Source organism: Niveibacterium umoris (genome assembly GCF_014197015.1).
GTDB lineage: Bacteria > Pseudomonadota > Gammaproteobacteria > Burkholderiales > Rhodocyclaceae > Niveibacterium > Niveibacterium umoris.
This window is the reverse complement of sequence record NZ_JACIET010000003.1, coordinates 55876-81705: the sequence shown is the minus strand read 5'-3', so window position 1 is coordinate 81705 and position 25830 is coordinate 55876. Positions and strand designations below refer to the sequence as shown.

Genomic DNA, 25830 nt, shown 5'->3' with positions numbered 1-25830 from the left:
CTCGTGTGGTGTGTCTGTATGTGTGGTTCAGCGGGCGGCGGTGATGCGGATGCTGCGGGCAAGTTCGCGGACGGCGCCTGCGGATGGCAGGTGCGGGCCGAGGCGGGCGAGTTTGGCCGCCGAGAACGCGGTGGCCAGCTGTGCCTGTTCGGCCAGCGGCAGGGTTTCGATGGCACCGGCAACGATGCCGGCGACCATGGCGTCACCCGCGCCGACGGTGGACAGCGGCGTGATGTCGGCCGGATGCGCGTGCAGCGCCTCATGCGCGGTGACGAACAGCGCACCGTCGCCGCCCATCGACACGACAACCTGTTGCGGCCCGTGCTCGGCTGCAATCAGGGCGCGCGCGGCCTGCAGTACGGCGCCCGGTGTCGGCAGCGGTTCGCCGACCAGTTCCGACAACTCGGCGCGATTCGGCTTCGCGATCGTTACCCCTGCTGCAATCGCGGCGCGCAGGGCTGCGCCGCTGGCATCCAGCACCACGCGGGCACCGTGGCGGCGGGCGGTGCGGGCCATCCTCGCGTAGCTGTCGGCCGGGAGCCCCGGGGGCAGGCTGCCGGCCAGCACCACCCAGCGGCAGGCCGGCATCAGTGTGGCGATCTCAAGCTCGATCTGGCCCAGCAGTGCTTCTGCACCGCCAGCATCGAAGGTGGGGCCGGGCATGTTGATGTCGGTGGTCTGTCGGCTGCGGCGGTCGACCAGCTTGGTATTGATGCGGGTGAGCCCGTCCAGATAGGCGAAGCGGTTGTCGATGCGCTTGGCGGCGAACAGGGCTTCGAAGAGCGCGACGTTGTCGCGCCCCAGTTGGCCGGTCACACCGGTAGCGACGCCAAAGTCGGCGAGGCAGGAGGCGACGTTGATGCCCTTGCCGCCCACGTCCACCTGCATGCTGAGGGCACGATTCACCTCGCCGAGGGCCAGGCTGTCGACCTCGATCGTGTGGTCGAGCGCCGGGTTCAAGGTGACCGTGAGTACGGCCGGGATGCGAGGGATGCTCATAGCGCACGCACCTCCTCGGCGGTTGTGCAGGCCAGCGCGCGCTTGGCGAGCGCCTGCATCGCGGTGTAGTTCTCGGCGCGCAGCGCGGCTTTCACCGCAGCGATGTCCTGCGCGCTCATCGAGAGTTCGTCGACACCCAGCCCGGTGAGGATGCGCGCGCCGAGCGGATCACCCGCCAGACCGCCGCAGACACCGACCCAGGTCTGGTGTGCTCGCGCGGCCCGTACCGTGTTGCCGATCAGTTCGAGCACGGCCGGATGGAGGCTGTCGGCCTGCGCGGCGAGTTCGGGGTGCTGTCGGTCGATCGCCAGCGTGTATTGGGTCAGGTCGTTGGTGCCGATCGAGAAGAAGTCGACCAGCGGCGCGAATCGGTCGGCCATCACCGCGACGGCGGGTACTTCCACCATGATGCCGATCGGCACCACCGGGCCATCGACCTGGGCACGGGCGCGTGCGCAATGCACGCGCAGGGCTTCGACCTCGCCGGTGTGGGTGACCATCGGGAACATGATCTTGATCGGGCCATGCTTGGCGGCGCGATAGAGCGCGCGCAACTGGGTGTAGAGCAAGTCCTGGCGGACAAGCAGCAGCCGGGCGCCGCGCACGCCAAGGAAGGGGTTCTCTTCCTTGGTCAGGTTCAGGTAGGGCACCTGCTTGTCGCCGCCGATGTCGAGCGTGCGGATGATCAATGGGCGACCTGCCATGACCGCGACCATGTCGCGATAGACCTTGTACTGCTCTTCTTCGTCGGGCGCGGTGTCGCGTTCGAGGAACAGGAATTCGGTGCGCATCAGGCCGATTGCTTCTGCGCCGGCCTCTACCGCACCCTCTGCCTGTTTTGCGTTGGCAACGTTGGCGGCAATTTCGACGCGATGACCGTCGGGCGTCATGGCAGGCTGGTGGCGCAGTTCGCGCAGGGCTTCGCGCGCGGCACGCTGGCGGGCGATCACGCGTTCGGCAGATTCGAGGTCGCCCGCCGCGATATCCACATAGAGCGCGCCGCTGCTGCCGTCGATGACGGCGCGCCGGCCGTCAGCGGTTTCCAGCAGCGCCGGGCCGGCAGCGACGATGGCGGGCAGGCCCAGGGTACGGGCGAGGATGGCGGTGTGCGAGGTCGGTCCGCCGCCGCTGATCGCAAGGCCGACGATGAAGCGCATGTCGAGCTGCAGCGTGTCGGAGGGCGTGAGGTCTTCGGCCACCAGAATGGTCGGCGTGGTCAGCACCAGGCGCTGGCGCTGCAAGCCGAGAAGGCGTTCGAGCACCTGCTCGCCGACGTCGCGCAAGTCGGTCGCACGCGCTGCGAGCAATGGATCGCCCAACGCCTGCAGGCCCTGGATGCGACCCAGCAGCACCTGCTGCCATGCCCAGGCCGGCCCGTGCCCACGCAGGATCAGCGCGATCGCGCCGCGCAGCAGATCGGCGTCTTTCAACAACTCGCGGTGGGCATTGAAGATGGCGCCCTGCGCGGCCCCGAGGCGCGCTTGCGCGTCTGCGCCGAGCGTCTGCAAGTCGGTATCGACGGCGAGAATCGCGCGCTCGAGCGATTCACCATCGGCGATCACGTCGGTGGGTTCGTCGCAGACATCGAGGCGACGCGCCTGATGCTTGACCAGTGTGCCGACCGCCAGGCCGGGGCTCGCACCCAGTCCATAGAACGTTTGCGGTGTGCCGGCCGGCGTCCATTCGGGCGCAAGGCGACGCGCGGCGAGGGCATTGCGCTTGGCGCGCTCGGCATCCGCCTTTTCCTCGGCCGACAGCGTTTGCGCGAGGGAGACCATCGCCGCGACAGCCGATTCGGCCTGCATGCCGCGCGCGGCGAAGCGGATCTCGGTGCCGTGGGTAATGCCCAGCGACAGCAGGCCGGTCAGCGCACGCGCATCGGCGAATTCACCACCCTTGAAGACGCGCAATTCGCAGCCAAAGCGTCGCGCCGTCTCGACCCAGCGGGTGGCCGGGCGGGCATGCAGGCCGTTCGGGTAGTCCACCGTCCAGGTTTGCTCTGCGTCGGCAGGCCATTCCAGCACGGCCGGCGCCGGGAAGGCGCTCTCGGTCGGCGCATCGCCCAGCGCTGACACGATCAATTGCGGGTCGTCGGTGGTGACCAGTCGGTCGATCCCGCCGGGATGCTGCATCAGGCGCGTCAGGCGACGCAGCAGGGCAATGTGCTCGTCCGACTGCGCGGCGATCGCGACGACCAGACGGGCGCTTTCGCCTTCCTTCCACTGCACACCGTCGCGTACCTGCACCACGGCGACGCCGGTGGCGCGGATCAGGTGGCGGTCGTCGACCATGCCGTGGGGGATGGCGACGCCGGCGCCGAGCAGGGTGTTCGCGACCGCTTCGCGCTTCGCAAAGCTGTCGATGTAGCCGGGTTCGATGTAGCCGGCGTCCACCAGCATCTGACCGGCGATCTGGATCGCGGTCGCCTTGTCTGGCGCTTGCGCATTCAAGCACACCGTGCGCGAAGTAATCGTTTCCATCCTTGCCTCCTCAGGTTTCTGTAACGATCTGATGATGTAGTTGTAATCGATTACATTGCATATCGCAAGAAAATTTTTTTATCGCGCTTGAGCCTCAGCGTCCGCGCTGTGTGGAACGGGCTGACAGGGTGCTGGAATGTCGGCTGGATCGCCACGCACTGGCAAGTTCAGGCAGAATCAGCCTGTAATCGATTACGGAGGTGTCTGTGGCGCGAATTGTGGACGTGGCGCGGGAAGCGGGGGTCTCGGTGGCCTCGGTCTCGCGGGTGCTTTCCGGGCAGGACAAGGTGAGCGAGGAAACCCGTGCGCGCGTGCTGGCCGCCGTGAAAGCGCTCGACTATCGGCCCGATCTCGCCGCGCGACGCCTGCGCTCGCGCCGCACCGACATGATCGGGCTGATCGTGTCCGACATCCGTAACCCCTTCTTCACCGATATCAGCCGGGCGGTGGAGGACATGGCCTACGAACGGGGCCTGCGGGTGATCCTGTGCAACGCCGACGAGGACCCGGCGAAGGAAGCCTTCTATCTCGACCTGATGCGCAACGAGAACGTCAGCGGCGTGATCCTGTCGCCAACGCTGACGCTGCTGGAGCGCTTCAACGCTGCCGACTACGGATTCCCGGTGGTGCTGGTCGACCGCTGCGAACGCGACACCGATGCCGATGCGGTGACGCTGGACAACTTCGATGCCGCACGGCGACTGACCGAGCACCTGCTCGAACGCGGCTATCGACACATCGCCTGCCTGTATGGCGAGGCCAGTGCGACCGGCCGCCAGCGCCATGAAGGCTACGAAGTGGCAATGCTGCGAGCGGGGTTGTCGCGCACCGGCATCGCGCTGCGTCCGGCCGCGGCCGACGCCCGTGCGCGGGCATTGCATCTGCTTGGGAGCGCGGAACCACCGGACGCGATCATCGCCAGCAACGGTCTGGTGCTGCTCGGCGTGGCGGAAGCGGTGCGTGAATCGGGGCTCGTGTGTCCGCGCGACGTCGCGGTCGCCGGCTTTGATGATTTGCCGTGGGCGCGCCTGGTCGAGCCTGGATTCACGGTGATCGCGCAGCCCACCTACGACATCGGGCACGCTGCGATTGAACTGCTGCTGGCGCGTATCGCCCAGCCGGCCCAGACGCAACGCCGGGTGATGTTGCGCGGCGAACTGGTCGAGCGTGGCTCGACTGTTGCGCGTGCAGCCTGAGGCTCAGCCTTCGATCTTGGGGTCGCGGGCGAGCAGTCGTTCGACGGCTTCGCGAGCGGGTAGGCCCTGGTGCAGCACCGCATCGACCGCCGCGGTGATCGGCATGTCGACGCCCGCTTCGCGGGCTCTGGCGGCGACTTCGCGCGCGGTGGGTACGCCTTCCGCGACATGGCCGAGCGTGGCGAGGATCTCGTCGAGCTGACGGCCTTCCGCCAGCGCGAGCCCGACGCGGCGGTTCCGCGACAGATCGCCAGTACAGGTCAGGATGAGGTCACCGACGCCGGCAAGGCCGCTGAAGGTCTCGCGTCGGCCGCCCAGTGCGAGGCCAAAGCGGGTGATTTCGGCAAGCCCGCGGGTGATCAGGGCGGCACGGGCGTTGAGGCCGAAGCCCATGCCATCGCAGATGCCGGTGGCGATCGCGAGCACGTTCTTCACTGCGCCGCTGACTTCAGCGCCAATGATGTCGTCGGCCGCATAGATGCGCAGCCGGTTGTGGTGCAACTGGGCGGCCCAGTGCGTGGCAAAGCCGATGTCGGTGCCGGCCAGTGTGACGGCGCCGGGCAGGCCGGCGGCGACTTCGAGCGCGAAACTCGGGCCGGTGAGCACCGCGACCGGATGGTCCGCACCGAGTTCCTCGGCCGCGATGTCATGCGGCAACTTGCCGGTACCCGCCTCAAGGCCCTTGCAGGCCCAGATTACCGGGAGTGCCGGATTGGCTTGTGCTGTGGCGCGCAGGCAATCGCGCAGGCCTGCCGTGGGCGTGACGATCAGTACGAGGTCTGCGCCGGTAAAGGCTTCTGCCTGCGTGTCGACGATGTCGACAGCCGCGGGCAGGTGCGCCCCAGGCAATAGCCGATTGGTCCGCGTGGTGCGCATTTCCGCCTGCAGATCGCTTTCGCGACCCCACAGCGCAATCGAGTGGCGCCCGGCGAAACTGATTGCCAGCGCGGAGCCCCAGGCGCCTGCGCCGAGAATGGCGATGCGACTCATGCGTGAGCGCTCATCGGGCCTTACTCGCCCCAGACGTCCTGTGCGCGCGCAAAGCCGGAGGTGCCGTCGCGATGTTTGACGCGTACCCAGCCCGACGAGAGCTTCTCGCCGAATTCCAGCAGCACGTCTTTTTCAGCGCGGAAGACGAGGGGGCTGGCGGCGTCGGCCTGCTCATGCACTTCGGCCGTCGGCGCAGTGACGATTACCGTGCGCGCTGCGGCGAGCGACTTGCGTTCGATCCAGGCGATGGTGCCCGCGGCGTCGCGCACCTTGGTCCACTGGTCGAGTCCAACGATGACTTCGACCGGCGTGCCGGTCTGGATCACGAAGAGCTTCTTGCCCTGTTTCGACGGTGCGTCGTACAGGACGGCGGCCTCGGAAACCGAACGGAATTCAAGCGCCGCCGCGGCGCCCGGGAAGGCGATCGCGGCGACGGACAGCCAGGCTGCGAGGGTGCGCATGCGCGGTTACTGAATCACCACGTCGCTGCCGGCGCCTTGCTTCTGCTGCTCAAGACGGGCCTGGTAGAGGGATTCGAAGTTCACCGGTGCCAGCAGGATCGGCTGGAAGCCGGCGCGGGCGATTGCGTCGGAGACGGCTTCGCGGGCGTACGGGAACAGGATGTTGGCGCAACCGATCTGGGTCACCGGCTCGATGTCGGCTTCCGGGAAGTTGCGGATCTGGAACACGCCGCACTGCGCGACTTCGACCAGGAAGACCGTCTTCTCACCCGAGGTGGCCTTGACCGTGACGTTGACGGTCACGTTGTAGTAGCCCTCGTCGATCTTGTTGGCGCCGGTGCTCAGTTCGACGTTGACCTGCGGGGTCTCGCGGTCGAGGAAGATCTGCGGGGCGTTCGGGACTTCGATCGAGAGATCCTTGACGTACAGCTTTTCGATCGAGAAGGACGGTTGTGCTTGTTCGCTCATTTTTGGACTGCCTGGTGTGGTTAGGTATGAAATTGCGACGCGGGCTTTGGGGCCTGCATCTGGATTGCGGATTATGCCCGACGATTCTTACGCGCCCGTGCCGGCGAGCAGCGCGTCGAGTCTGCCTTCGTGCTCGAGCGCATACAAATCGTCGCAGCCGCCAACATGTGCTTCATTGATGAAGATCTGAGGGACGGTGCGACGACCGGTGATCTGCATCATGATCTCGCGCTGTGCCGAGTCCAGGTCGATGCGGATCTTCTCGATCTCGGCCACGCCCTTGCGCCGCAGCAGCTGCTCGGCCCGAACGCAGTAGGGACAGACCGCGGTGGCGTACATCACGACTTTCGCCATCGCAATTGCCTCAGGCCTTGACGACCGGGTGGTTGTCCTTGCGCCAGAGCGCAATGCCGCCAGCGAGGTTGAAGACCTTTTCCAGGCCGGCGGCCTTCAGCGTGTCCATCGCTCGGCCCGAGCGCGCACCGCTCTGGCAGACGAGAATGACCGGCTTGTTCTTGGCCAGTTTGGTGATTTCGGCGCTGCGCTTCTCAAGCTCGCCGAGCGGGAAATTCTTGGCATTGGGCAGATGTCCGGTCGCGAACTCGGCGGCTTCGCGCACATCGATCACGACCGCGTTCTCGCGGTTGATCAGCAGCGTTGCCTCGACCGGCGAAAGGCCACTGGCGCCGCCCCGGCCGCGCAACAGTTCGGCAATCAGCATGCCGCCGGAGACGATGGTGATGACCACCAGGAAAATGTTTTGCTTGATGAACTCCATGATCCAACTCAGAAAGCGACCTAAAAGCGGGAACCGCGACGGCCTAATCCGATAAAATACCATCATCTCGCACTGGACGCCTTTTGCCGGATTTCCACCCGGCGGCGGGCGCTGCGGATCCTTCCCCCTAAAAAACGTGTCTCAGGAGTCTGCATGTACAAGATCGTTCTGATGCGCCATGGTGAGTCCACCTGGAACCTCGAAAACCGCTTCACCGGCTGGACCGACGTCGATCTGACGCCCAAGGGTGTCGAGGAAGCCAAGACCGCGGGTCAGCTCCTGAAGGAAAAGGGCTACTCCTTTGACCTCGCGTTCACGTCGGTGCTCAAGCGCGCCAACAAGACGCTCAACACGGTGCTCGAAGAAATCGACCAGCTGTGGCTGCCGGTGGTGCACTCGTGGCGCCTGAACGAGCGTCACTACGGTGCGCTGCAAGGCCTGGACAAGGGTGAAACCGCCGCCAAGTTCGGCGACGAGCAAGTCAAGATCTGGCGTCGTTCCTACGACGTGCCGCCGCCCGCGCTGGAAGAAGGCGACGCGCGCCTGAACACCAATGATCCGCGCTACCACGACCTGCCGGCTGCCGAGTTCCCCCGCACCGAGTGCCTGAAGGATACGGTTGCCCGTTTCGTGCCGTACTGGCTTGAAACAATCGCCCCGGAAGTGAAGGCTGGCAAGCGCGTGATCATCGCCGCCCACGGCAACAGCCTGCGTGCCCTGATCAAGTACCTCGACAACATGTCGGAAGCCGAGATCCTCGAGCTGAACATCCCGACGGCGCAGCCGCTCGTATATGAACTCGACGCCGATCTGAAGCCGATCAAGCACTACTATCTGGCCGATCCGGATGTGATTGCTGCTGCGGCTGCTGCCGTTGCGAATCAGGGCAAGGCCAAGTAAGACCGGCTGCTCTGTGATCCGCTCCCTGCTGATCGGGGCGAGGTGCGCTGCGGCGCTCCTCGCCTTTTTGTTTGCCAATGCTGCATGTCCGGCAGGGCATGCCACATCCGAGGTCGAGGCGCGCAAGGCCGATCTCGATCAACTGCACCAACGCATTCGTGCGCTGCAGGACGAAATTGCCGCTGCCGAGGCCTCGCGCAGCGAAGCGGCCGACGAGCTGTCGGATTCCGAGAAAGCCATTTCGGCTGCGCGTCGTCGTCTGCGCGAAATAGCCTCGGAACGTATCGCGGTGGAGGCCGAGATTCGCGCCCGCGAGGCCGAGCGCGATGCTGTCGCCGCCCGGCTGAATGCGCAGCGCAAGGCGCTCGGCGAGACCTTGTACCGCTACTATGTTTTCGGGCGTCGCGCCGGAACGCGCACGCTGCTGGGCGCCGATGATCCGAACCAGATTGCCCGCGACGCCTACTACCTTGAACGGCTGGCCGAGGTGCGCCGCGCCGAGATCGAGAACGCGCGCAAGACGCTGGCTGAGCATGAGCGCCTGATCGAAGAGGTCAAGCAGCGTCGTGAGGAAGTCGCCGCGCTCGAACGCGAGCAAGCAAAGGAAACGGCTCAACTCCAGACGGAGCAGAAGAAACGTGCCGAGGTGCTGGCACGGATCCAGGACAAGCTGCGTACGCAACGGCGCGAGGTCAGCTCCCTCAAGCAGAACGAGCAGCGCCTGGGCAAGCTGATCGACGGGCTGGCCAGACTGCCTCCGCCGAAAAAGCCGGCCAAGACGCGCCCTGCGTCGCCGACGCAAGCCACTGCGCCAGCCACCGCAAAACCGTCCGCGACGGGGCCCGCCGCAACGCCGCCGGCGTCGGCGCAAAGCGCTGCGGTGGAACCAGTGATCGGTAAAGCAGACGAGGCGGCGGATGCATCAATCCCTGAGGTCGCGTTTGGCACGCTCAAGGGCCGCCTCAAATGGCCGGTGCGAGGCGAACTTGTGGGACGCTTCGGTGCTCCAAGGGCAGACGGCGGGACGCAGTGGAAGGGCGTTTTCATCCGCGCTGGCGCCGGTGACGTGCGTGCGGTGGCCGCCGGTCGGGTCGTCTATGCCGACTGGCTGCGGGGCTTTGGCAACCTGGTGATCGTCGATCACGGTGACGGCTACATGACCGTCTACGGCAACAACGAGGCGCTCTACAAGCCCGCCGGCTCGCAGGTCAAGGCGGGCGACCCGATCGCAAGCATTGGTGCGAGCGGGGGGAGCGAGGAATCGGGTTTATACTTTGAAATCAGGCATCACGGTCAGGCTCAGGACCCCGCGAAGTGGGTCGCCAGCCGGTGAGCGGCGTCGCAAACTCAGAGATTCAGATGGCAAACGAAACGAAAATCCGCAGCAAGTTGCAGCAAGCCGGGCTGGTGATGGTGGGCTTGTGCGCCGGGGTGGCGCTGAGCCTCAACTATTCCGCCAGCGCGAACAAAGAGGCTGCTGCGCCCCTGCCGGTGGAGGAATTGCGTTCGTTCGCCGAAGTCTTCAACGCAATCAAGCAAGGCTACGTCGAGCCGGTGGATGACAAGAAGCTCATCACCAGCGCGATCAGCGGCATGCTGTCGGGGCTTGATCCGCATTCCACCTACCTTGATCCCGAGGCATACAAGGATCTGCAGGTTGGCACGCAGGGCGAATTCGGCGGGCTGGGCATCGAAGTCGGCATGGAAGACGGCTTCGTCAAGGTAATCTCGCCGATCGAGGATACGCCGGCCTTCCGCGCGGGCGTCCGTCCGGGTGACCTGATCATCAAGCTCGATGACACCGCGGTGAAGGGCATGACGCTCAACGACGCGGTGAAGAAGATGCGTGGCAAGCCCAAGACCACGATCAAGCTGACCATCGCACGCAAGGGTGAGAGCAAGCCGATCGAACTGACCCTGACGCGTGAAGTCATCCAGGTTCAGAGCGTCAAGGCGCGCATGGTCGAGCCGGGTATCGCCTACCTGCGCGTTGCGCAGTTCCAGGAAAACACCGCGCCGGCGATCGCCAAGGAGCTCACCAAGCTCGACAAGCAGGGCATCAAGGCGATCGTGCTGGATCTGCGCAACGACCCGGGCGGCCTGCTGCATGCCGCCGTCGGTGTCTCTGGGGCATTCCTGCCGTCGCAGACCCTGGTGGTGTCGACCGACGGCCGTACCGACGATTCGCGCCATAAATTCTATGTCGCACCGCAGGACTACCTGCGCGGCAGCAAGGACGATTTCCTCAAGGCGCTGCCTGCGTCGGCGAAGAACGCGCCGATGGTGGTGCTGGTGAATGGCGCCAGCGCCTCGGCATCCGAAATCGTTGCAGGCGCGCTGCAGGACCACAAACGCGCAGTGGTGGTCGGCACCCAGACCTTTGGCAAGGGCTCTGTACAGAGCATCCTGCCGCTTGCCGGCAACACGGCGATCAAGCTCACCACGGCGCGTTACTACACGCCGAGCGGACGCTCGATCCAGGCCAAGGGCATCGTGCCGGACATCGTGGTGGACGACACCCCGAACGGCTCGTTCCAGCGTCTGCGCGAAGCGGATCTCGATCACCACCTTGAAACGCCGGGGGGCAATCCGGAAGCAGCACCGCCGAAGGCCGAGCCGAGCGCGAAGGCGAAGCCGTCGAACCCGAAGGGCAAAGAGAAGGACGGTGACGAGCAGGACGCACCGCTCGCCCCGTTCGAGATCGGTGGCAAGAATGACCATCAACTGGCGCAAGCGCTCAATGTGCTGAAGGGCATGCAGATCGTCCAGCAAGCGCGCTGAGTGCGGCGCCGGTAGCAAAAGGGGGATTGGCCATGTTGGAACGCGACAAGGCTTACCGGCTCGCCGGCAGGAAACACGGGGTCCGCCGCCTCAATTGCGACGAGGAATCGCTGCGCAAACGGCGCGAAGTGCGCTTCCAGCGTCTGCCCGAAGGGCAGGCGGAACGGGCGGTACAGCGCCTGTCGGCCGTACCTGGCCTCGCCGTTGAGCGCGGGCTGCGCCGCGATTCGATCTGGATCACCTACTCGCTGGTCGACCACTCTCTCGAAGAGGTGGAAACCCTGTTGCACAGCATGGGGTTTCACCTTGATCCCTCGCTGTACACCCGCCTATTCAATGCCCTGGTGCGCTACTGCGAAGAGACTCAGTTGCATAACCTGCGCTCCCCTGAGCGCCTGATCAAGCAGTCGAACGAGGTCTATGTGAAGGCCTGGGAACACCACCTCCACGGCGATCACGACGATACGCCGGCCGAGCTGCGCGAATACAAGTAGCAATTCGGCGGCGTACCCATCGAACGGCGCGGCAGTTTTCCGCGCCGTTCTGTTTTGCGGAACCATCGATGAACGACGAACAACTGTTGCGCTACTCCCGCCACATCCTGCTGCCGGAGATCGACATCGCCGGACAGGCTGCGATCTGCAAGGCGCGCGTCCTGGTGGTCGGCGCCGGGGGGCTCGGTTCCCCTGCCGCGCTCTACCTCGCTTCGGCAGGGGTCGGGACGATCGTGTTGGCGGATGGCGACGAGGTCGACCTGACGAATCTGCAGCGCCAGATCCTGCACACGCAAGCGACGGTGGGCGAGGCGAAGGTGGCATCCGGCGCCAGGGCGCTGAATGCACTGAATCCGGAGGTCAGCGTCGTGGCCGTTCAGGCCCGGCTGGAGGGTGATGTGCTCGATCGGGCTGTCGCCGAGGCCGACCTGGTGCTCGATTGTTGCGACAACTTCGCAACGCGGCACGCGGTGAATCGCGCCTGCGTGCGTTACCGCAAGCCGCTCGTTTCCGGCGCTGCAATCCGCTTCGATGGTCAGGTCAGTGTGTTCGACCTGCGCCGCGACGATGCCCCCTGCTACCACTGCCTGTTCCCCGAAGGCGAGGCACTGGAAGAGTTGCGCTGCGCAGTGACAGGAGTGTTCGCGCCGCTCACCGGCATCATCGGCACGACCCAGGCGGCCGAAGCGCTCAAACTGCTCGCCGGCTGCGGCGAGGCGCTGGTCGGGCGCTTGCTGTTGCTCGATGCGCTGGCGATGCGCTGGCGCGAGGTGCGCTATCCGCGCGATCCGGGTTGTCTGATGTGCGGGTCGCGTGGGGTGTAGTCGATTCGCGCGCTAAGGGCGCAAGACGAGCCGCAGGTCTTCACCCATCTTGCGCACATCCATCCAGCGCATTCGCGGGACGTCCGCCATCGACGGAATCTGCGGCAGGGTGGCGAGACTCCGCGCGGTGTCGCCCATCAGGCAGGGCGCAAGGTAGAGCAGGATCTCGTCGGCAAGTCGCGCGCTGATCACGCCGCCGGACAGCCGCGCGCCCGCTTCGACCATCAGTTCGTTGATGTGGCGTTCGCCCAGCAGCGGCATCAGCGCGGCGAGGTCGATGCGGCCATCCACGGCAGGGCAGCGGATCAGCTCCGCGCCTGCAGCCCGCAAGGCATCGGCGCGGGGGCCGGTGTCGTCGGCGCAGGCGATCCAGACGGTGCCGCAGCCGAGCATGGCGGCGTCCGGCGGCGTATCGAGCCGTGCATCCACCACGATTCGGATCGGCTGGCGCGTGGTCTCGACTTCGCGCACCGTGAGCAAGGGGTTGTCCGCCAGAACGGTGCCGATGCCGGTCAGCACCGCGCAGGCACTGGCGCGCCAGTGGTGCACGTCGCGTCGCGCGGCGGCGCTGGTGATCCATTGGCTCTGCCCGTTGGCCAATGCCGTGCGGCCGTCCGCCGATGCGGCGATCTTCACGCGCACCCAGGGGCGCCCGCGCGTCATGCGCGAGACGAATCCGGCATTGAGTTCGCGCGCCTCGCCGGCGAGCAGGCCGCTGGCGGTTTCGATGCCCGCTTCGTTGAGGCGGCGCAGCCCGTTGCCGCTGACCAGCGGGTTCGGATCTTCCATCGCCGACACGACGCGGGCGAGACCGGCGCGCACCAGCGCATCGGCGCAAGGCGGGGTGCGGCCGAAGTGGCTGCAGGGTTCCAGCGTGACGTAGGCGGTCGCACCACGGACGTCTTCGCCGCGCGCCGCCGCGTCGGCAAGTGCCTGGACCTCGGCATGGTTCTGGCCTGCAGGCTGTGTCCAGCCTTCACCGACGATGCTGCCATCGCGGACGATCACACAGCCGACGCGCGGATTGGGCGAGGTGATGTAGCGGCTGCGCTCTGCCAACTGCAGGGCGCGCGCCATGTAGCGATGGTCGTCGCCGCTGAAACTCACTCGCCGGCCTTGGGTTTGCGGGCGCGGGTCGGCGCGCGGGCGCTGAGTTCGCGGATGACTTCCGAGAATTCCTCGGCGTCTTCGAAGTTCCGATACACCGAGGCGAACCGGATGTAGGCGATCTTGTCGAGTTTGCGCAATTCGCGCATCACCAGTTCGCCGAGCTTCTCGCTCGGGATCTCGCGCTCGCCCAGCGAGAGCAGCTTTTCCTCAATGCGGCTGATCGCCGAATCGACGCTTTCCGCAGTTACTGGCCGCTTGCGCAGCGCGAGTTTCATGCTGGCGCGCAGCTTCTCGTGGTCGTATTCGGTGCGGCTGCCGTTGCGCTTGACGACCTGCGGCATGCGCAACTCGATCCGCTCGTAGGTGGTGAAACGCTTGTCGCAGGCAAGGCAGCGGCGGCGGCGGCGGACGATATCGCCTTCGTCGTTCTCACGGGTGTCGGTAACCTGCGTGGACGGCGTGCTGCAGAAGGGACATTTCATGAGGTGTCGGCGCTCGCGATCGGGTTCTGGATGTGAAACGGGCGCCGCAATGCGGCGCCCGTCGAGTCTAGCGGGGTCGAGGCGTGCTCGTCACGCGCCGTACACCGGGAACTTCTTGCACAGCGCCGACACTTCTTCGCGCACGCGGGCCAGCACGGCCTCGTCGGTCGGGGCGTCGAGCACGTCGGCGATCAGATGCGCGACGCGCTCGGCCTCGATCTCGGTGAAACCGCGGGTGGTCATCGCCGGCGAGCCGATACGGATGCCGCTGGTGACGAAGGGCTTCTCCGGATCCTTGGGAATCGCATTCTTGTTGACGGTGATGTGCGCACGGCCCAGTGCGGCCTCGGCATCCTTGCCGGTGATTTTCTTGGCGCGCAGGTCGACCAGGAAGAGGTGGCTGTCAGTGCCACCGGAGACGATGCGCAGACCGCGCACTTCGCCCAGCACGCGTGCCATCACACGGGCGTTGTTGATGACCTGTTCCTGGTAGTCGCGGAACGCAGGCGTCAGCGCCTCCTTGAAGGCCACCGCCTTCGCGGCGATGACATGCTCGAGCGGGCCGCCCTGCAGGCCGGGGAAGATGGCGGAGTTGATCGCCTTTTCGTGCTCGGCCTTCATCAGGATCACGCCACCGCGCGGGCCGCGCAGGGTCTTGTGCGTGGTCGAGGTGACGACGTCGGCGTGCGGCACCGGGTTCGGGTAGAACCCGGCGGCGATCAGGCCGGCGTAGTGCGCCATGTCGACCCAGAAGATCGCGCCGACTTCCTTGGCGATCTTGGCGAAGCGTTCGAAATCGATACGCAGCGAGTAGGCCGACGCGCCGGCAACGATGATGCGCGGCTTGTGCTCACGCGCCAGCGCTTCCATTGCGTCGTAGTCGATCTCTTCCTTTTCGTTGAGGCCGTAGGCAACGACGTTGAACCACTTGCCCGACATGTTCAGCGGCATGCCGTGCGTCAGGTGGCCCCCTTCGGCGAGGCTCATGCCCATGATCGTGTCGCCAGGCTTGGCGAAGGCCATCAGCACAGCCTGGTTGGCCTGCGAGCCGGAGTTCGGCTGCACGTTGGCGGCGTCGGCGCCGAAGACCTTCTTCAGGCGATCGATGGCCAGTTGTTCGACCACGTCCACATGCTCGCAGCCACCGTAGTAGCGCTTGCCCGGATAGCCTTCAGCGTACTTGTTGGTGAGCTGGGAGCCCTGGGCTTCCATCACCGCAGCGCTGACGTAGTTTTCGGAGGCGATCAGCTCGATGTGATCTTCCTGGCGGCGGTTTTCCGCTTCGATCGCGGCCCAGAGTTCCGGATCGACTTTGGCGAGTGTCTGCTGCTTTGAGAACATGGCGATGTGGGTCTGGCTGTGGGGTAAAACGCGGATTTTAGCACGCGTCAGGTGCTTGTTTCCTCAGGTTTTTTGCGGCGCGGCATGGCGTGGCGGGGCTCAGGGAAGCTCGTCGAGCGCCTGATCGAGATGGCTGCGTTCATCCCAGACCAGGATGCGCCAGTCGCCGTCTTCGCGCATCAGCCAGTTTACGGTGGCATTGCTGATCGGGAAGTCGCGCCGCTTTTCGAGCGGTAGATCGGTTGCCACCCGGTGGGCCATGTCGAGCACGCCGCCGTGCGTGGCGACCAGCACCCGGCCGCCCGGATGCGCGTCGGCGATCCGGTCAAGCGCCTTGCGCACCCGCTCAAGGAACACATGCAGGCTCTCGCCGCCGCCTGGAAAGTCAGCGTCCGGCACCCGCGCCTCGAAGCGGGCATAGGCGTCGGGGTAGCGCTCGCGGGCCTCGTCGTAGGTGAGCGCCTGGAAACTGCCGTAGTGCCGTTCGCGCCAGTGCGGATCGAGCCGCACCGACATGTGCAGACGATGCGCAACGGCTTCAGCCGTCTGGCGGGCGCGCGACAGATCGCTGGCGTAGATCGCATCGAAGCGCTCGTCGGCGAGGCTTTGCGCGAGCAGGCGTGCCTGCTCCTGGCCGGTATGGTTGAGCGGGATATCGGTGTGGCCCTGGATGCGGCGGGCGACGTTCCAGTCGGTCTCGCCGTGGCGGATCAGGCAGATGCGGGCAGTCATGCGGAGGCAGAGTCCATCGAAACGCAATCCAGAATTTTATGTCTAGCGGTTCGCGATGCCATACTTGCGCCACAACGAAAAAACGGGCCCTGCAACGGGCGCCCGGACCACCAGTGAGGAGACATCACCTTGGGCATTCTGCTGCGGTTATCCCGCTTGATTGACCTGCTCAATGAGCGGGTCGCGCGCGCTGCGTTCTGGCTGATCCTGATCGTCACCCTGATCAGTGCCGGCAACGCAGTGGTACGCAAGCTCTTCAACATGAGTTCCAACTCGCTGCTGGAAATCCAGTGGTACCTATTCTCAGGCGTTTTCCTGCTGTGCGCCGCGTTTGCCTTGCAGAAGAACGCGCATGTGCGGATCGACGTGATCTACGGGAAGTTTTCCAAGCGCACGCAGATGCTGATCGACATTTTCGGCACGGTGTTCTTCCTGTTCCCGATGGCCTTCATCATCCTGCGACTCTCCTGGCCGGTCTTCATGACCAGCCTCACATCCGGCGAAACGTCCGCGAACGCAGGGGGGCTGCCACTGTGGCCGGCGCGTTTGCTGTTGCCGGTGGGGATCTCCTTGCTGATCCTGCAGGGGTTTTCCGAGATCTTCAAGCGCGTGGCCTTCCTGACCGGCAAGGGACCCGATCCGACCGAGGGCATCGCTGGGCCGTCCGAAGAAGAGGAACTGGCTGAAGAGATCCGCAAGATGCGCGGCCTGGCGGAAGGGGAGGGCAAGTAATGGACTTCCTCATCCACAACATCGCACCGATCATCTTCCTGTCGATGGTCGTGCTGCTGCTGATCGGCTATCCGGTCGCGTTTTCGCTGGCGGCTACAGGTGTGATCTTCGGCCTCGTCGGCATCGAACTCGGGCTGCTGCAACCTTCCCTGTTCCAGGCGCTGCCGGACCGCATCTGGGGCGTGATGAACAACGACACGCTGCTGGCGATCCCTTTCTTCACCTTCATGGGCCTGATCCTCGAACGCAGTGGCATGGCCGAAGATTTGCTCGAAACCATCGGCCAACTGTTCGGCCCGGTGCGCGGCGGTCTGGCCTTCGCGGTGATCTTCGTTGGCGCGATGCTGGCAGCGACCACCGGTGTGGTGGCGGCATCGGTGATCTCGATGGGCCTTATCTCGCTGCCGATCATGCTGCGCTACGGTTACGACAAGCGGCTCGCCTCGGGCGTCATCGCTGCGTCCGGCACGCTGGCGCAGATCATCCCGCCTTCGCTGGTGCTGATCATCATGGCCGATCAGTTGGGTCGATCGGTGGGCGACATGTACAAGGGTGCGTTCATCCCGGGCTTCACGCTGACTGGCCTGTATGTCGGCTACGTGATCCTGGTGACGATGATCCGGCCAAACTGGGCGCCAGCCCTGCCGGCGGAAGCGCGCACGATCCGTGAGCCAAACGGCAAGAGTGGCCTGCTATCGCTGGCGGTGGTGGTGGCGCTGGCGATTGCGGTGGCGGTTGGTTTCGAGCACTGGTACTACGCGAATCAGCCGGATGCGCCGACCGACGAGAAGGTTGTTCTGCTGATGGCTTCGGGTGTGATCCTCGCCTTCCTGCTCGCGGTGTTCAACAAGGTGTTCAAGCTGGGGCTGCTTTCGCGCATGGCCGAGCAAGTCACTTTCGTGCTGATTCCGCCACTGCTGCTGATCTTCCTGGTGCTGGGCACGATCTTCCTTGGCATTGCCACGCCGACCGAAGGCGGTGCGATGGGCGCGACCGGTGCGCTGATCATGGCGGTGCTGCGCAAGCGGCTGGACGTGAAACTCCTCAAGCAGGCCATGGAGTCCACCGCCAAGCTCACCGCCTTCGTGGTCTTCATCCTGGTCGGCGCGCGGGTGTTCAGCCTCACCTTCTATGGTGTGGATGGCCACAAATGGGTTGAGCATCTGCTGCTGGATCTGCCGGGTGGCCAGGTGGGCTTCCTGATCGTGGTGAACATCCTGGTCTTCCTGCTTGCCTTCTTCCTCGACTTCTTCGAGCTGTCCTTCATCGTCGTGCCGCTGCTCGGGCCGGTGGCAGAGAAGCTGGGTATCGACCTGATCTGGTTCGGCGTGCTGCTCGGCGTGAACATGCAAACCTCGTTCATGCACCCGCCCTTCGGCTTCGCGCTTTTCTACCTGCGCTCGGTCGCGCCGGCGAGCGTGAAGACCACCGACATCTACTGGGGTGCAGTTCCCTTTGTGGTGATCCAGGTCATCATGGTGGCGCTCATAATCGTGTTCCCGGGCTTGGTCACGATGGGGCTGGACAAGAAAGTCGATGTCGATGTCGACAAGGTGCAACTCGATATTCCGCTCGATCAGATGAATGAGCCCGATTTGACGCCCCCCGGGGCGGACACGTCGGCGCCGGACCTGCCGCCGCCGGACATTCCGCCGCCAGAATCTGACTCGGCGAAGAAGTAAAGAAAAAGGCCCGCGAGATTCGCGGGCCTTTTTGCTGATCAGTGCTGGGTCGGCTTTGCCGTGCTGCGTCGGGTGGCCATCAGGCTGAGCACCACGCCGGTGGTAATGATCGCGGCGACGACACCCAGCGAGACGCCGATCGGCACCTTGTACCACTCGACGATCATCATCTTCGTGCCGATGAACAGCAGCACCAGGGCCAGCGCATGCTTCAGGTAAACGAAGCGGTCCGCCATGTCGGCGAGCAGGAAGTACATCGCGCGCAGACCGAGGATCGCGAAGATGTTCGACGTCAGCACGATGAACGGGTCGGTGGTGATCGCGAAGATCGCCGGGATCGAATCCACCGCGAAGATCACGTCAGAAATCTCGACCAGTACCAGCACCACGAACATCGGCGTGAACCAGCGCACGCCGTCGCGCACCAGCGTGAAAGATTCATTCTCGATCTTCTCGGTGATGCGCAGATGTCCGCGCATCCAGCGCAGCACCGGGTTCTTCGACAGATCGGCCTCGCCCTCAGACACGATCAGCATCTTGATGCCGGTGACGATCAGGAAGGCACCGAAGAGATAGAGAATCCAGTGGAACTTGGCGATCAGTACCGCGCCGGCAAAGATCATGACCGTACGCAGCACGATGGCCCCGACCACCCCGTAGAGCAGCACTCGCCGCTGGTATTCGATCGGCACCGCGAAGTAGCTGAAGATCATCAGCCACACGAACACATTGTCGACGGCGAGCGACTTCTCGATCAGATAGCCGGTGACGAACTCGGTGACGCGCAGATTGGCGACTTCGCGCCCTACGGTGGTGTCCAGCCAGAACCAGAGCGCCGCGGCGAATCCCATTGCGATGCTCACCCAGAAGACCGACCACCCTGCCGCCTCCTTGAAGCCCACTTTGTGGGCCTTGCGGCCGCCCAGCAGGAACAAGTCCATCAGGATGAATGCGAGTACGAGCACGAAGAAACCCGCCCACATCCACCAGGTACCAATTGTTGCCATCAAAAGCTCCTGAACGCGTCGAAATGAAAACGGCCTGCCCGTCGCCGGATCAGGCCGTACCTTCTGGACGGACCTTTGCCAGCTTCGGCAAAGGTCTTGCTCGCAGGCGGCCGTGGTACCGCGCTGCCCGGGTGCCCGACGACCCTGCCACAGGTCGCGTCATGACGAACACCCGATCGGGAGCTACTCCCCTTTGTTCAAGCAGGTTTGTCTCTCGATTTGCGAGAAAGTTCCGTTGTCCGATGTGAAAAGCCCCGCCGAGGCGGGGCGGTTCGTGGCCGTACAAGACGCCTATTTCTTGCCCGTATCCTTGGTGGCTGTCCCGCTACGTTGCTGTTGCAGGAAGTTGTCAAAGCGGCTTTCCGCCACACCGAACCAGAGGATCTGGTCATCGCGGAATTTTTTCCACTGATCGTAGATCTTCTTGAACTTCGGATTGGCGGCCGCCGTTTCTTCATACAGCTCAAAGGCCGCCTTGTACGAAGCCATCATCACTTCCGGCGGGAAGGGGCGCAGCTGGGTGCCGGTAGCGGCCAGCTTTTTCAGCGCAAACGGGTTTTTCGCGTCGTACTCGGCCTGCATGTCGACATGGGCGTACATGCATGCATCTTCGAGAATCGCCTTGTACTCCTTCGGCAGCGAATCCCATTGCTTCTGGTTCACATACACCGACAGCTGCGGACCACCCTCCCACCAACCGGGGTAGTAGTAGTACTTGGCGACCTTGTTGAAACCGAGCTTCTCGTCGTCGTAGGGGCCAACCCACTCGGCGGCGTCGATGGTGCCCTTCTCCAGCGCCGGGTAGATGTCGCCACCCGGAATCTGCTGCGGCACCGCACCCAGCTTGGCGATGACCTTGCCGGCGAAGCCGCCGATCCGCATCTTGAGGCCATCGAAATCCTTGACGGTCTTGATCTCCTTGCGGAACCAGCCGCCCATCTGCGCGCCGGTGTTGCCGCAGGGAATGTTGTAGATGCCGTAGTCCTTGAAGAGCTCGCGCATCAGGGCAAGGCCGCCGCCCTGCAGCATCCAGGCCGACTGTTGGCGGCTGTTGAGGCCGAAGGGCATCGCGGTGTCGAAGGCAAAGGTCGGATCCTTGCCGACGAAGTAATACGAAGCGGTGTGGCCAATTTCGACCGTGCCATCCTTGACGGCATCCAGAACGCCCGGGCCGGGGACGATTTCCCCTGCGGCGAATACCTGGATCTGGAATTTGCCGCCGGTCGCTTCCGCGACGCGCTTGGCCATCGTTTCGGCCGCGCCGTAGATGGTGTCGAGGCTCTTGGGAAAGCTCGACGCCAGGCGCCATTTGATCGTCGGCGCATCGGCGGCCATCGCGGGCATCGCCGCGGCGCCGACCGCCAGGCCGGCACTGGCGGACTTCAGGAATTTGCGACGTTCCACGGTGTCTCCTCTCCTCTGTGGGGTTGTTCGTGTGGGAACGTCGCGACTATACGAGAGCAGCGGGGCAGTCGTGAAGCGTCACATGCGCTGCGTCGCAAAACCGCAAAGCCTTGCTGCGTAAGGATTCCGTAAGGATCGCGCGGCGCGGCTTGCGGGGCTGGGTGACTTCCTGCCCTGCGGCTCAGTCGCCGGCCACTGTCATGTTGCCGATGAGCACCGAGCCGCAGTGTTTCGAGCCGCGGGTCAGCATGTCGTTACCGCAGGCGACGATATCTGCATACATCTCGCGCAGGTTGCCGGCGATGGTGATCTCGTGCACCGGGTAGGCGATCTCGCCGTTCTCGACCCAGTACCCGGCCGCGCCGCGCGAGTAGTCGCCGGTGACGTTGTTGACGCCGTGGCCGAGCAGTTCGGTGACGAACAGGCCACGCCCCATTTTCTTGAGCAGACCGTTCAGGTCCAGCTTGCCCGGCTGCAGGATCAGGTTGTGACAGCCGCCCGCGTTGCCGGTGGATTTGAGCCCCAGCTTGCGCGCCGAATAGCTGCCGAGGAACCAGCCGTTCAGGGTGCCGCGGGAGACGACCTCGCGCCGCGCCGTGGCGACCCCTTCGTCGTCGAACCAGCCGCTCGCCATGCCACCGGGGATGAACGGGTCCTCGAGCAATGTCACGACATCGGAGAACACCTTTTCGCCCAGCGCATCGAGCAGGAAGGAACTGCGGCGGTAGAGGCTGCCGCCGCTGGCTGCGGTGACGAAGTGGCCGATCAGGCTGGCCGCCAGCGGCGCCTCGAACAACACCGGCACCTCGCAGGTGCTGAGCTTGCGTGCATTCAGGCGCGACAGCGCGCGCCGCGCCGCATAGGCGCCAACGGCTTCGGGCGCGGGCAGAGTGGCCGCGTCGCGTTTGGTCACGAACCAGTCGTCGCGCTGCATGCCGTCGCCTTCCCCGGCAATCATCGAGCAACCAAAGCCGTGCCGGGTTGTCGCAAATCCTTCGCAGAAACCAAGGCTGTTGGCCGACACGAACTGGCTTTGCTGGGTCGAGACCGAGGCGCCTTCCGAATTGCTGACCTGATCGCTGACCGCAAAGCCGGCCTCCTCACAGCGCCGAGCCATGTCGATCGAGGTGTCGACATCGGTTGCCCAAGGGTGGAACAGGCCCAGTTCGCGCGGTTCGCGCGCGAGTTGGTCGGCATCCGGCAAGCCGGCGGCAGGGTCGCTGGCGGTGAAACGTGCGATCGACACCGCGGCGGCCACCGTGTCACGCAATGCCTGCGGCGCGAAGTCGGTGGTGCTGGCGTGGCCGCGCTGCTGGCCGAGGTACACGGTGACCGAGACGCCCTTGTCGCGGTGGTATTCGAGCGTGTCCACATCGCCCTGCCGCACCGTCACCGAATGCCCCCAGCCCTCCGATACGTCGACGCTGCAGGCCGACGCGCCCTGTGTCGTCGCATGGCGCAGCACATCGGCGGCGATCTCGCGCAGCGAGTCCTGGGTGAAGCTGAAACCTGTTCCAGTGGCCATTAGGGAAGCGTCCGTCGGGTCGAAAGCTATAATTTTACGTTCTTGTGGCCAAACTGCCTTCGGAAACTCCATGCCCCGCACTCCGCAACACCAGAATGACGACGACTCGGAAGAGTACGACGGCCCCAGCAAATCGCAGCGCAAGCGCGACATGCATGCCTTGCAGGCGATTGGCGAAGAGCTTGTGGCCCTGTCGCCGCAACGCCTCGCCAAGGTCCCGCTGCCAGAGCGCCTGCACGACGCGGTGCTCGAATATGCGCGGGTTGGCAAGCACGAAGCGAAACGGCGCCAGTTGCAGTACATCGGCAAGCTGATGCGTGACGTTGACCCCGCACCGATCCGCGAGGCGCTCGATGCCTTCGCGGGCGTCTCGCGCGCCGAGATTGCCCGTCAGCACAAGCTCGAACGTTTTCGCGAGCGTCTGCTCGAAGACGAGGCGGTGCTCGGCGAGATTGCATCGGCTTACCCCGCCGTCGATCTGCAGCACCTGCGCAATCTGCGCCGCAATGCGCTCAAGGAACGCGAGGCCGCCAAGCCGCCGCGTAGCTATCGCGAGATCTTTCGCATCTTGCGCGACCTGGAATACGCCAATGACGCCGATCAGCCTGAACCGGGTGACGAGGACGCAGAGGGCGACGAGGCATGAGCGAAACGCTTGTCATCGGTCTGGTGTCGATCAGCGACCGTGCGTCGACCGGGGTCTATGAGGACAAGGGGCTGCCGGCGCTCGAAGAATGGTTCGCGCGGACGCTGACGACGCCATGGCGGGCCGAGAAGCGCCTGATTCCGGATGATCAGGCGACGATCGAAGCGACCCTGATCGAACTGTGCGACGTCGCGGGCTGTCACCTGGTGCTGACCACCGGCGGCACCGGCCCGGCGCCGCGCGATGTGACGCCGGAAGCCACGCTCGCGGTGGCGCACAAGGTCATGCCGGGTTTCGGCGAACAGATGCGACAGATCGGCCTGGCCTTCGTGCCGACCGCGATCCTCTCGCGCCAGGTCGGCGTGATTCGCGGCAAGAGCCTGATCCTCAACCTGCCGGGCCAGCCCAAATCGATCCGCGAGACGCTCGAAGGCGTGCGCAACGACGACGGCTCGGTGCGCGTGCCGGGCATCTTCGCCGCGGTGCCGTATTGCATCGACCTGATCGGCGGGCCGTACGCCGAGACCAACGATGCTGTGGTCAAGGCGTTCCGGCCCAAGTCGGCGCAGCGCCCGGCGGGATGAAGCGTCGGGTGCCCTGCCTGGTCAGCGCGCGATCAACATCACCGTGCTGCGGCCGTTGGCGATGTAGCTGTCTTCCGGCGAAAGCGGCACCGCCTTGCCTTCCTCGGCAAAGTCTTCGCCGGGCGGCAGACTGGTGTCGACCACGCGGTACCAGTGCATGCCTGGGCCGGCGGGCGGCAGCTTGACCCACTGGGTGGCCGGATCGGCGTTCAGGATCAGGAACAGGTAGTAGCGCCCCTCGGCCGAGGCGATCTCGCCGCCGTCGAGCCGGTAACAGAGCGTACGGGCCTGCGGGTCGTCCCAGCGCGGCGGGTTCAGGTCGGTGCCGTACCAGGTGATGTCGGCGACGCCATCGCAGTTCATGTCCTGACCGATCAGGAACTTGCGCCGCTGCAGCACGGTGTAACGCCGGGTGAAGGCGATCGCGCGGCGGGTGAAGGTGAACAGGTCTGCGTGCCGCTGCACCAGGGACCAGTCGAACCAGCCGATCGCGTTGTCCTGGCAGTAGGCGTTGTTGTTGCCGTGCTGGGTGCGGCGCACTTCGTCACCACCGAGCAGCATCGGCGTGCCCATCGCAAACAGAAGCGCGCACAGGTGGTTGCGGATCATCTGGCCGCGCAGGCGCTCGATTTCGGCGTCATTGGTCGGCCCTTCGGCGCCGCAGTTCCACGAACTGTTGTCGTCGGAACCGTCGCGGTTGCCCTCCTGGTTTGCCTCGTTGTGCTTGCCGTTGTAGCTGACGAGATCGTTCAGCGTGAAGCCGTCGTGGCAGGTGATGAAGTTGACGCTGTTGAAGGCCGAGCGGCCATCATCGCCATACAGGTCTGACGAGCCGGTGAGCCGTCGGCCCAGCTCGCCCAGCAGCCCGCCGTCGCCCTTGGTGAACTTGCGCAGGGTGTCGCGGAAGCGGCCGTTCCATTCCGACCAGTCGACCGGGAAATTGCCGACCTGGTAGGTGCCCAGGTCCCACGGTTCGGCAATCAGTTTCACCCGCGACAGCACAGGGTCCTGGCCCACCGCATCGAAGAAGGCGCCGGTGCGCTGGAAGCCGCTCTCCTCGCGCCCCAGCACCGATGCCAGATCGAAACGGAAGCCGTCGACGTGCATTTCCTCGACCCAGTAGCGCAGTGAATCCATCACCAGCTTGATCACTGCGGGGCTGGCGAAATTCAGGCTGTTGCCGCAACCGGTGGTGTTGACGTAGTAGCGATTCGGCTCCGCTTCCGGGCCGGTGAGGGTGTAGTAGCTCGGGTTGTCGATGCCGCGCAGCGACAGTGTCGGGCCGTGTTCATTGCCTTCGGCGCTGTGGTTATAGACGACGTCGAGAATCACCTCGATGCCGGCCTGGTGCAGGGCCCGCACCAGCGTCTTGAATTCCGTGACCTCGCAGCCCGGCGCTCGACCGGTGCCGTAACTCGGCTCCGGCGCGAAGAAGGCCAGCGTGTTGTAGCCCCAATAGTTCGTCAGCCCCCGTTCGCCGAGGAAGTCTTCGACATGGAAGGCATGCACCGGCAATAACTCGACGGCATTGACGCCGAGTTCCTTCAGATAGGGAATCTTCTCGATGAAGCCAAGGTAGGTGCCGCGCTGCTTGGCGCCGGACGCGGGGTCGGCGGTGAAACCCTTTACGTGGGTCTCGTAGATCACCAATTGTTCGAACGGAATCATTGGCGGGGTGTCGTTGCCCCAGTCGAAGGCCGGGTCGACCACGATGCCCTTGGGCATCACCGCACTGTTGTCGCGAGTGTCGAGCGACAGATCCCCCAGTGGCGATGCCGGGTCATACGCCAGCAGCAGGTTGCCGGGGTTGGTCGGCTTGCCCGAGATCGCTCGCGCATACGGATCGAGCAGCAGCTTGTGCGGATTGAAGCGCAGCCCCCGCACCGAATCGATCGCGCCATCGACCTTGAACCCGTACAACTGGCCGGGTTTGAGGCCGGGTACGAAGCCGTGCCACACATACCGGTCGCGTTCGGTCAGTTCAAGAATGTCGCTCGGCGAACCGCCCGCTTCGTCGAAGAGATGCAGGAATACCCGCGTGGCGTGGCGCGAATACAGTGCGAAGTTGACGCCGCCGGGTTCGGGCGTTGCGCCCAGCGGATACCAGCGGCCGGGCAAAACGTTCCTCGGGCTGGGCGGGACAGGTGTGGCGGCCATCGCGACGATCCTTGTAAAGGCAGGCTGGCCCTGCGATTACCTTGATCGTAGAAGCCG

Annotated in this window: 25 protein-coding genes; 10 read left to right on the top strand and 15 right to left on the bottom strand. The window is 64.8% G+C overall.

Annotated elements, in window-relative coordinates:
- Positions 1 to 27 precede the first annotated feature (27 nt).
- Together pfkB and ptsP are read right to left on the bottom strand one after the other, a co-directional pair.
- Complete coding sequence (gene pfkB / locus GGR36_RS19775) at positions 28 to 999, bottom strand: 1-phosphofructokinase (protein ID WP_183637534.1); 972 nt, start codon at positions 997 to 999, stop codon at positions 28 to 30.
- Positions 996 to 3479 (bottom strand): phosphoenolpyruvate--protein phosphotransferase, encoded by a 2484-nt coding sequence (gene ptsP, locus GGR36_RS19770; protein ID WP_183637531.1) that lies wholly within the window; start codon positions 3477 to 3479, stop codon positions 996 to 998. The genes pfkB and ptsP overlap by 4 nt, the downstream gene beginning before the upstream one ends.
- Before the next feature lie 206 nt (positions 3480 to 3685).
- Between ptsP and GGR36_RS19765 the strand changes: the two genes are divergently transcribed.
- Positions 3686 to 4675: a substrate-binding domain-containing protein gene (locus GGR36_RS19765; protein ID WP_183637528.1), complete on the top strand. Its 990-nt coding sequence runs from the start codon at positions 3686 to 3688 to the stop codon at positions 4673 to 4675.
- 3 nt (positions 4676 to 4678) lie between these two features.
- Here the strand turns inward: GGR36_RS19765 and GGR36_RS19760 are convergent, their stop codons facing one another.
- The 5 genes from GGR36_RS19760 to GGR36_RS19740 form a co-directional block, all read right to left on the bottom strand.
- Positions 4679 to 5665 (bottom strand): NAD(P)H-dependent glycerol-3-phosphate dehydrogenase, encoded by a 987-nt coding sequence (locus tag GGR36_RS19760; RefSeq protein ID WP_183637511.1) that lies wholly within the window; start codon positions 5663 to 5665, stop codon positions 4679 to 4681.
- A gap of 20 nt (positions 5666 to 5685) precedes the next feature.
- On the bottom strand, positions 5686 to 6126 hold the full coding sequence (locus GGR36_RS19755) for an SH3 domain-containing protein (protein WP_183637508.1): 441 nt from the start codon (positions 6124 to 6126) through the stop codon (positions 5686 to 5688).
- A gap of 6 nt (positions 6127 to 6132) precedes the next feature.
- Positions 6133 to 6594, bottom strand: coding sequence for a protein-export chaperone SecB (secB, locus tag GGR36_RS19750; RefSeq protein ID WP_183637505.1), 462 nt, complete (start codon positions 6592 to 6594; stop codon positions 6133 to 6135).
- A gap of 87 nt (positions 6595 to 6681) precedes the next feature.
- On the bottom strand, positions 6682 to 6948 hold the full coding sequence (gene grxC, locus GGR36_RS19745; protein WP_207064548.1) for a glutaredoxin 3: 267 nt from the start codon (positions 6946 to 6948) through the stop codon (positions 6682 to 6684).
- Positions 6949 to 6958: 10 nt separating this feature from the next.
- Positions 6959 to 7372 (bottom strand): rhodanese-like domain-containing protein, encoded by a 414-nt coding sequence (locus GGR36_RS19740; protein WP_183637502.1) that lies wholly within the window; start codon positions 7370 to 7372, stop codon positions 6959 to 6961.
- 153 nt (positions 7373 to 7525) lie between these two features.
- Here GGR36_RS19740 and gpmA point away from each other — a divergent pair, with 153 nt between their 5' ends.
- The 5 genes from gpmA (at position 7526) to GGR36_RS19715 (ending at position 12371) form a co-directional block, all read left to right on the top strand.
- Positions 7526 to 8272 carry a 2,3-diphosphoglycerate-dependent phosphoglycerate mutase gene (gene gpmA, locus GGR36_RS19735; protein WP_183637499.1) on the top strand — a complete coding sequence of 249 codons (747 nt, stop codon included), beginning with the start codon at positions 7526 to 7528 and terminating at the stop codon, positions 8270 to 8272.
- Between the two features lie 13 nt (positions 8273 to 8285).
- On the top strand, positions 8286 to 9605 hold the full coding sequence (locus GGR36_RS19730; RefSeq protein WP_183637496.1) for a peptidoglycan DD-metalloendopeptidase family protein: 1320 nt from the start codon (positions 8286 to 8288) through the stop codon (positions 9603 to 9605).
- 44 nt (positions 9606 to 9649) lie between these two features.
- Positions 9650 to 11053 carry a S41 family peptidase gene (locus GGR36_RS19725; protein WP_183637861.1) on the top strand — a complete coding sequence of 468 codons (1404 nt, stop codon included), beginning with the start codon at positions 9650 to 9652 and terminating at the stop codon, positions 11051 to 11053.
- A gap of 32 nt (positions 11054 to 11085) precedes the next feature.
- On the top strand, positions 11086 to 11547 hold the full coding sequence (locus GGR36_RS19720) for a hypothetical protein (RefSeq protein ID WP_338086727.1): 462 nt from the start codon (positions 11086 to 11088) through the stop codon (positions 11545 to 11547).
- A 68-nt stretch (positions 11548 to 11615) separates the two neighbouring features.
- The gene (locus GGR36_RS19715) at positions 11616 to 12371 is read left to right on the top strand and encodes a HesA/MoeB/ThiF family protein (protein WP_183637493.1); all 756 of its coding nucleotides are present in this window, start codon (positions 11616 to 11618) and stop codon (positions 12369 to 12371) included.
- Between the two features lie 12 nt (positions 12372 to 12383).
- Here GGR36_RS19715 and ribD read toward each other — a convergent pair whose 3' ends face one another.
- The 4 genes from ribD to GGR36_RS19695 all read right to left on the bottom strand — a co-directional run bounded on the left by ribD (position 12384) and on the right by GGR36_RS19695 (position 16036).
- Complete coding sequence (gene ribD / locus GGR36_RS19710) at positions 12384 to 13478, bottom strand: bifunctional diaminohydroxyphosphoribosylaminopyrimidine deaminase/5-amino-6-(5-phosphoribosylamino)uracil reductase RibD (protein ID WP_207064550.1); 1095 nt, start codon at positions 13476 to 13478, stop codon at positions 12384 to 12386.
- Entirely contained in the window at positions 13475 to 13963 is a 489-nt protein-coding gene (gene nrdR, locus GGR36_RS19705) for a transcriptional regulator NrdR (RefSeq protein WP_183637490.1), read from the bottom strand. Before nrdR ends, ribD begins: the two co-directional genes overlap by 4 nt.
- Positions 13964 to 14053: 90 nt before the next feature.
- Positions 14054 to 15304, bottom strand: a complete 1251-nt coding sequence (gene glyA / locus GGR36_RS19700; RefSeq protein ID WP_183637488.1) for a serine hydroxymethyltransferase — start codon at positions 15302 to 15304, stop codon at positions 14054 to 14056.
- Positions 15305 to 15403: 99 nt separating this feature from the next.
- Positions 15404 to 16036: a histidine phosphatase family protein gene (locus GGR36_RS19695; protein ID WP_183637485.1), complete on the bottom strand. Its 633-nt coding sequence runs from the start codon at positions 16034 to 16036 to the stop codon at positions 15404 to 15406.
- 129 nt (positions 16037 to 16165) lie between these two features.
- Here GGR36_RS19695 and GGR36_RS19690 point away from each other — a divergent pair, with 129 nt between their 5' ends.
- Complete coding sequence (locus tag GGR36_RS19690) at positions 16166 to 16768, top strand: TRAP transporter small permease subunit (RefSeq protein WP_183637482.1); 603 nt, start codon at positions 16166 to 16168, stop codon at positions 16766 to 16768.
- A complete protein-coding gene (locus GGR36_RS19685; RefSeq protein ID WP_183637479.1) occupies positions 16768 to 18450 on the top strand; it encodes a TRAP transporter large permease in 1683 nt (560 codons plus the stop codon). Before GGR36_RS19690 ends, GGR36_RS19685 begins: the two co-directional genes overlap by 1 nt.
- Before the next feature lie 38 nt (positions 18451 to 18488).
- Here the strand turns inward: GGR36_RS19685 and GGR36_RS19680 are convergent, their stop codons facing one another.
- The 3 genes from GGR36_RS19680 to pmbA all read right to left on the bottom strand — a co-directional run bounded on the left by GGR36_RS19680 (position 18489) and on the right by pmbA (position 22386).
- Positions 18489 to 19457: a TerC family protein gene (locus GGR36_RS19680; protein ID WP_183637475.1), complete on the bottom strand. Its 969-nt coding sequence runs from the start codon at positions 19455 to 19457 to the stop codon at positions 18489 to 18491.
- A gap of 291 nt (positions 19458 to 19748) precedes the next feature.
- Positions 19749 to 20861: a TRAP transporter substrate-binding protein DctP gene (locus GGR36_RS19675; protein ID WP_183637472.1), complete on the bottom strand. Its 1113-nt coding sequence runs from the start codon at positions 20859 to 20861 to the stop codon at positions 19749 to 19751.
- Between the two features lie 181 nt (positions 20862 to 21042).
- Positions 21043 to 22386 carry a metalloprotease PmbA gene (gene pmbA, locus GGR36_RS19670; RefSeq protein ID WP_183637468.1) on the bottom strand — a complete coding sequence of 448 codons (1344 nt, stop codon included), beginning with the start codon at positions 22384 to 22386 and terminating at the stop codon, positions 21043 to 21045.
- A gap of 70 nt (positions 22387 to 22456) precedes the next feature.
- Between pmbA and yjgA the strand changes: the two genes are divergently transcribed.
- Together yjgA and mog are read left to right on the top strand one after the other, a co-directional pair.
- Entirely contained in the window at positions 22457 to 23032 is a 576-nt protein-coding gene (gene yjgA / locus GGR36_RS19665; RefSeq protein WP_183637465.1) for a ribosome biogenesis factor YjgA, read from the top strand.
- Complete coding sequence (gene mog / locus GGR36_RS19660) at positions 23029 to 23616, top strand: molybdopterin adenylyltransferase (protein WP_183637462.1); 588 nt, start codon at positions 23029 to 23031, stop codon at positions 23614 to 23616. Before yjgA ends, mog begins: the two co-directional genes overlap by 4 nt.
- Before the next feature lie 21 nt (positions 23617 to 23637).
- On the opposite strand, the gene glgX is transcribed toward mog, so the two are convergent.
- The gene (glgX, locus tag GGR36_RS19655) at positions 23638 to 25773 is read right to left on the bottom strand and encodes a glycogen debranching protein GlgX (protein WP_183637459.1); all 2136 of its coding nucleotides are present in this window, start codon (positions 25771 to 25773) and stop codon (positions 23638 to 23640) included.
- Positions 25774 to 25830 lie beyond the last annotated feature (57 nt).

Coding starts and splice junctions, on each gene's coding strand:
- pmbA (WP_183637468.1), bottom strand. CDS start 22,386: ATGGCCACTGGAACAGGTTTCAGCTTCACCCAGGACTCGCTGCGCGAG.
- mog (WP_183637462.1), top strand. CDS start 23,029: ATGAGCGAAACGCTTGTCATCGGTCTGGTGTCGATCAGCGACCGTGCG.
- gpmA (WP_183637499.1), top strand. CDS start 7,526: ATGTACAAGATCGTTCTGATGCGCCATGGTGAGTCCACCTGGAACCTC.
- grxC (WP_207064548.1), bottom strand. CDS start 6,948: ATGGCGAAAGTCGTGATGTACGCCACCGCGGTCTGTCCCTACTGCGTT.
- glyA (WP_183637488.1), bottom strand. CDS start 15,304: ATGTTCTCAAAGCAGCAGACACTCGCCAAAGTCGATCCGGAACTCTGG.
- GGR36_RS19740 (WP_183637502.1), bottom strand. CDS start 7,372: ATGGAGTTCATCAAGCAAAACATTTTCCTGGTGGTCATCACCATCGTC.
- ptsP (WP_183637531.1), bottom strand. CDS start 3,479: ATGGAAACGATTACTTCGCGCACGGTGTGCTTGAATGCGCAAGCGCCA.
- secB (WP_183637505.1), bottom strand. CDS start 6,594: ATGAGCGAACAAGCACAACCGTCCTTCTCGATCGAAAAGCTGTACGTC.
- GGR36_RS19685 (WP_183637479.1), top strand. CDS start 16,768: ATGGACTTCCTCATCCACAACATCGCACCGATCATCTTCCTGTCGATG.
- GGR36_RS19715 (WP_183637493.1), top strand. CDS start 11,616: ATGAACGACGAACAACTGTTGCGCTACTCCCGCCACATCCTGCTGCCG.
- GGR36_RS19755 (WP_183637508.1), bottom strand. CDS start 6,126: ATGCGCACCCTCGCAGCCTGGCTGTCCGTCGCCGCGATCGCCTTCCCG.
- GGR36_RS19720 (WP_338086727.1), top strand. CDS start 11,086: ATGTTGGAACGCGACAAGGCTTACCGGCTCGCCGGCAGGAAACACGGG.
- GGR36_RS19695 (WP_183637485.1), bottom strand. CDS start 16,036: ATGACTGCCCGCATCTGCCTGATCCGCCACGGCGAGACCGACTGGAAC.
- GGR36_RS19680 (WP_183637475.1), bottom strand. CDS start 19,457: ATGGCAACAATTGGTACCTGGTGGATGTGGGCGGGTTTCTTCGTGCTC.
- yjgA (WP_183637465.1), top strand. CDS start 22,457: ATGCCCCGCACTCCGCAACACCAGAATGACGACGACTCGGAAGAGTAC.
- nrdR (WP_183637490.1), bottom strand. CDS start 13,963: ATGAAATGTCCCTTCTGCAGCACGCCGTCCACGCAGGTTACCGACACC.
- GGR36_RS19760 (WP_183637511.1), bottom strand. CDS start 5,665: ATGAGTCGCATCGCCATTCTCGGCGCAGGCGCCTGGGGCTCCGCGCTG.
- pfkB (WP_183637534.1), bottom strand. CDS start 999: ATGAGCATCCCTCGCATCCCGGCCGTACTCACGGTCACCTTGAACCCG.
- glgX (WP_183637459.1), bottom strand. CDS start 25,773: ATGGCCGCCACACCTGTCCCGCCCAGCCCGAGGAACGTTTTGCCCGGC.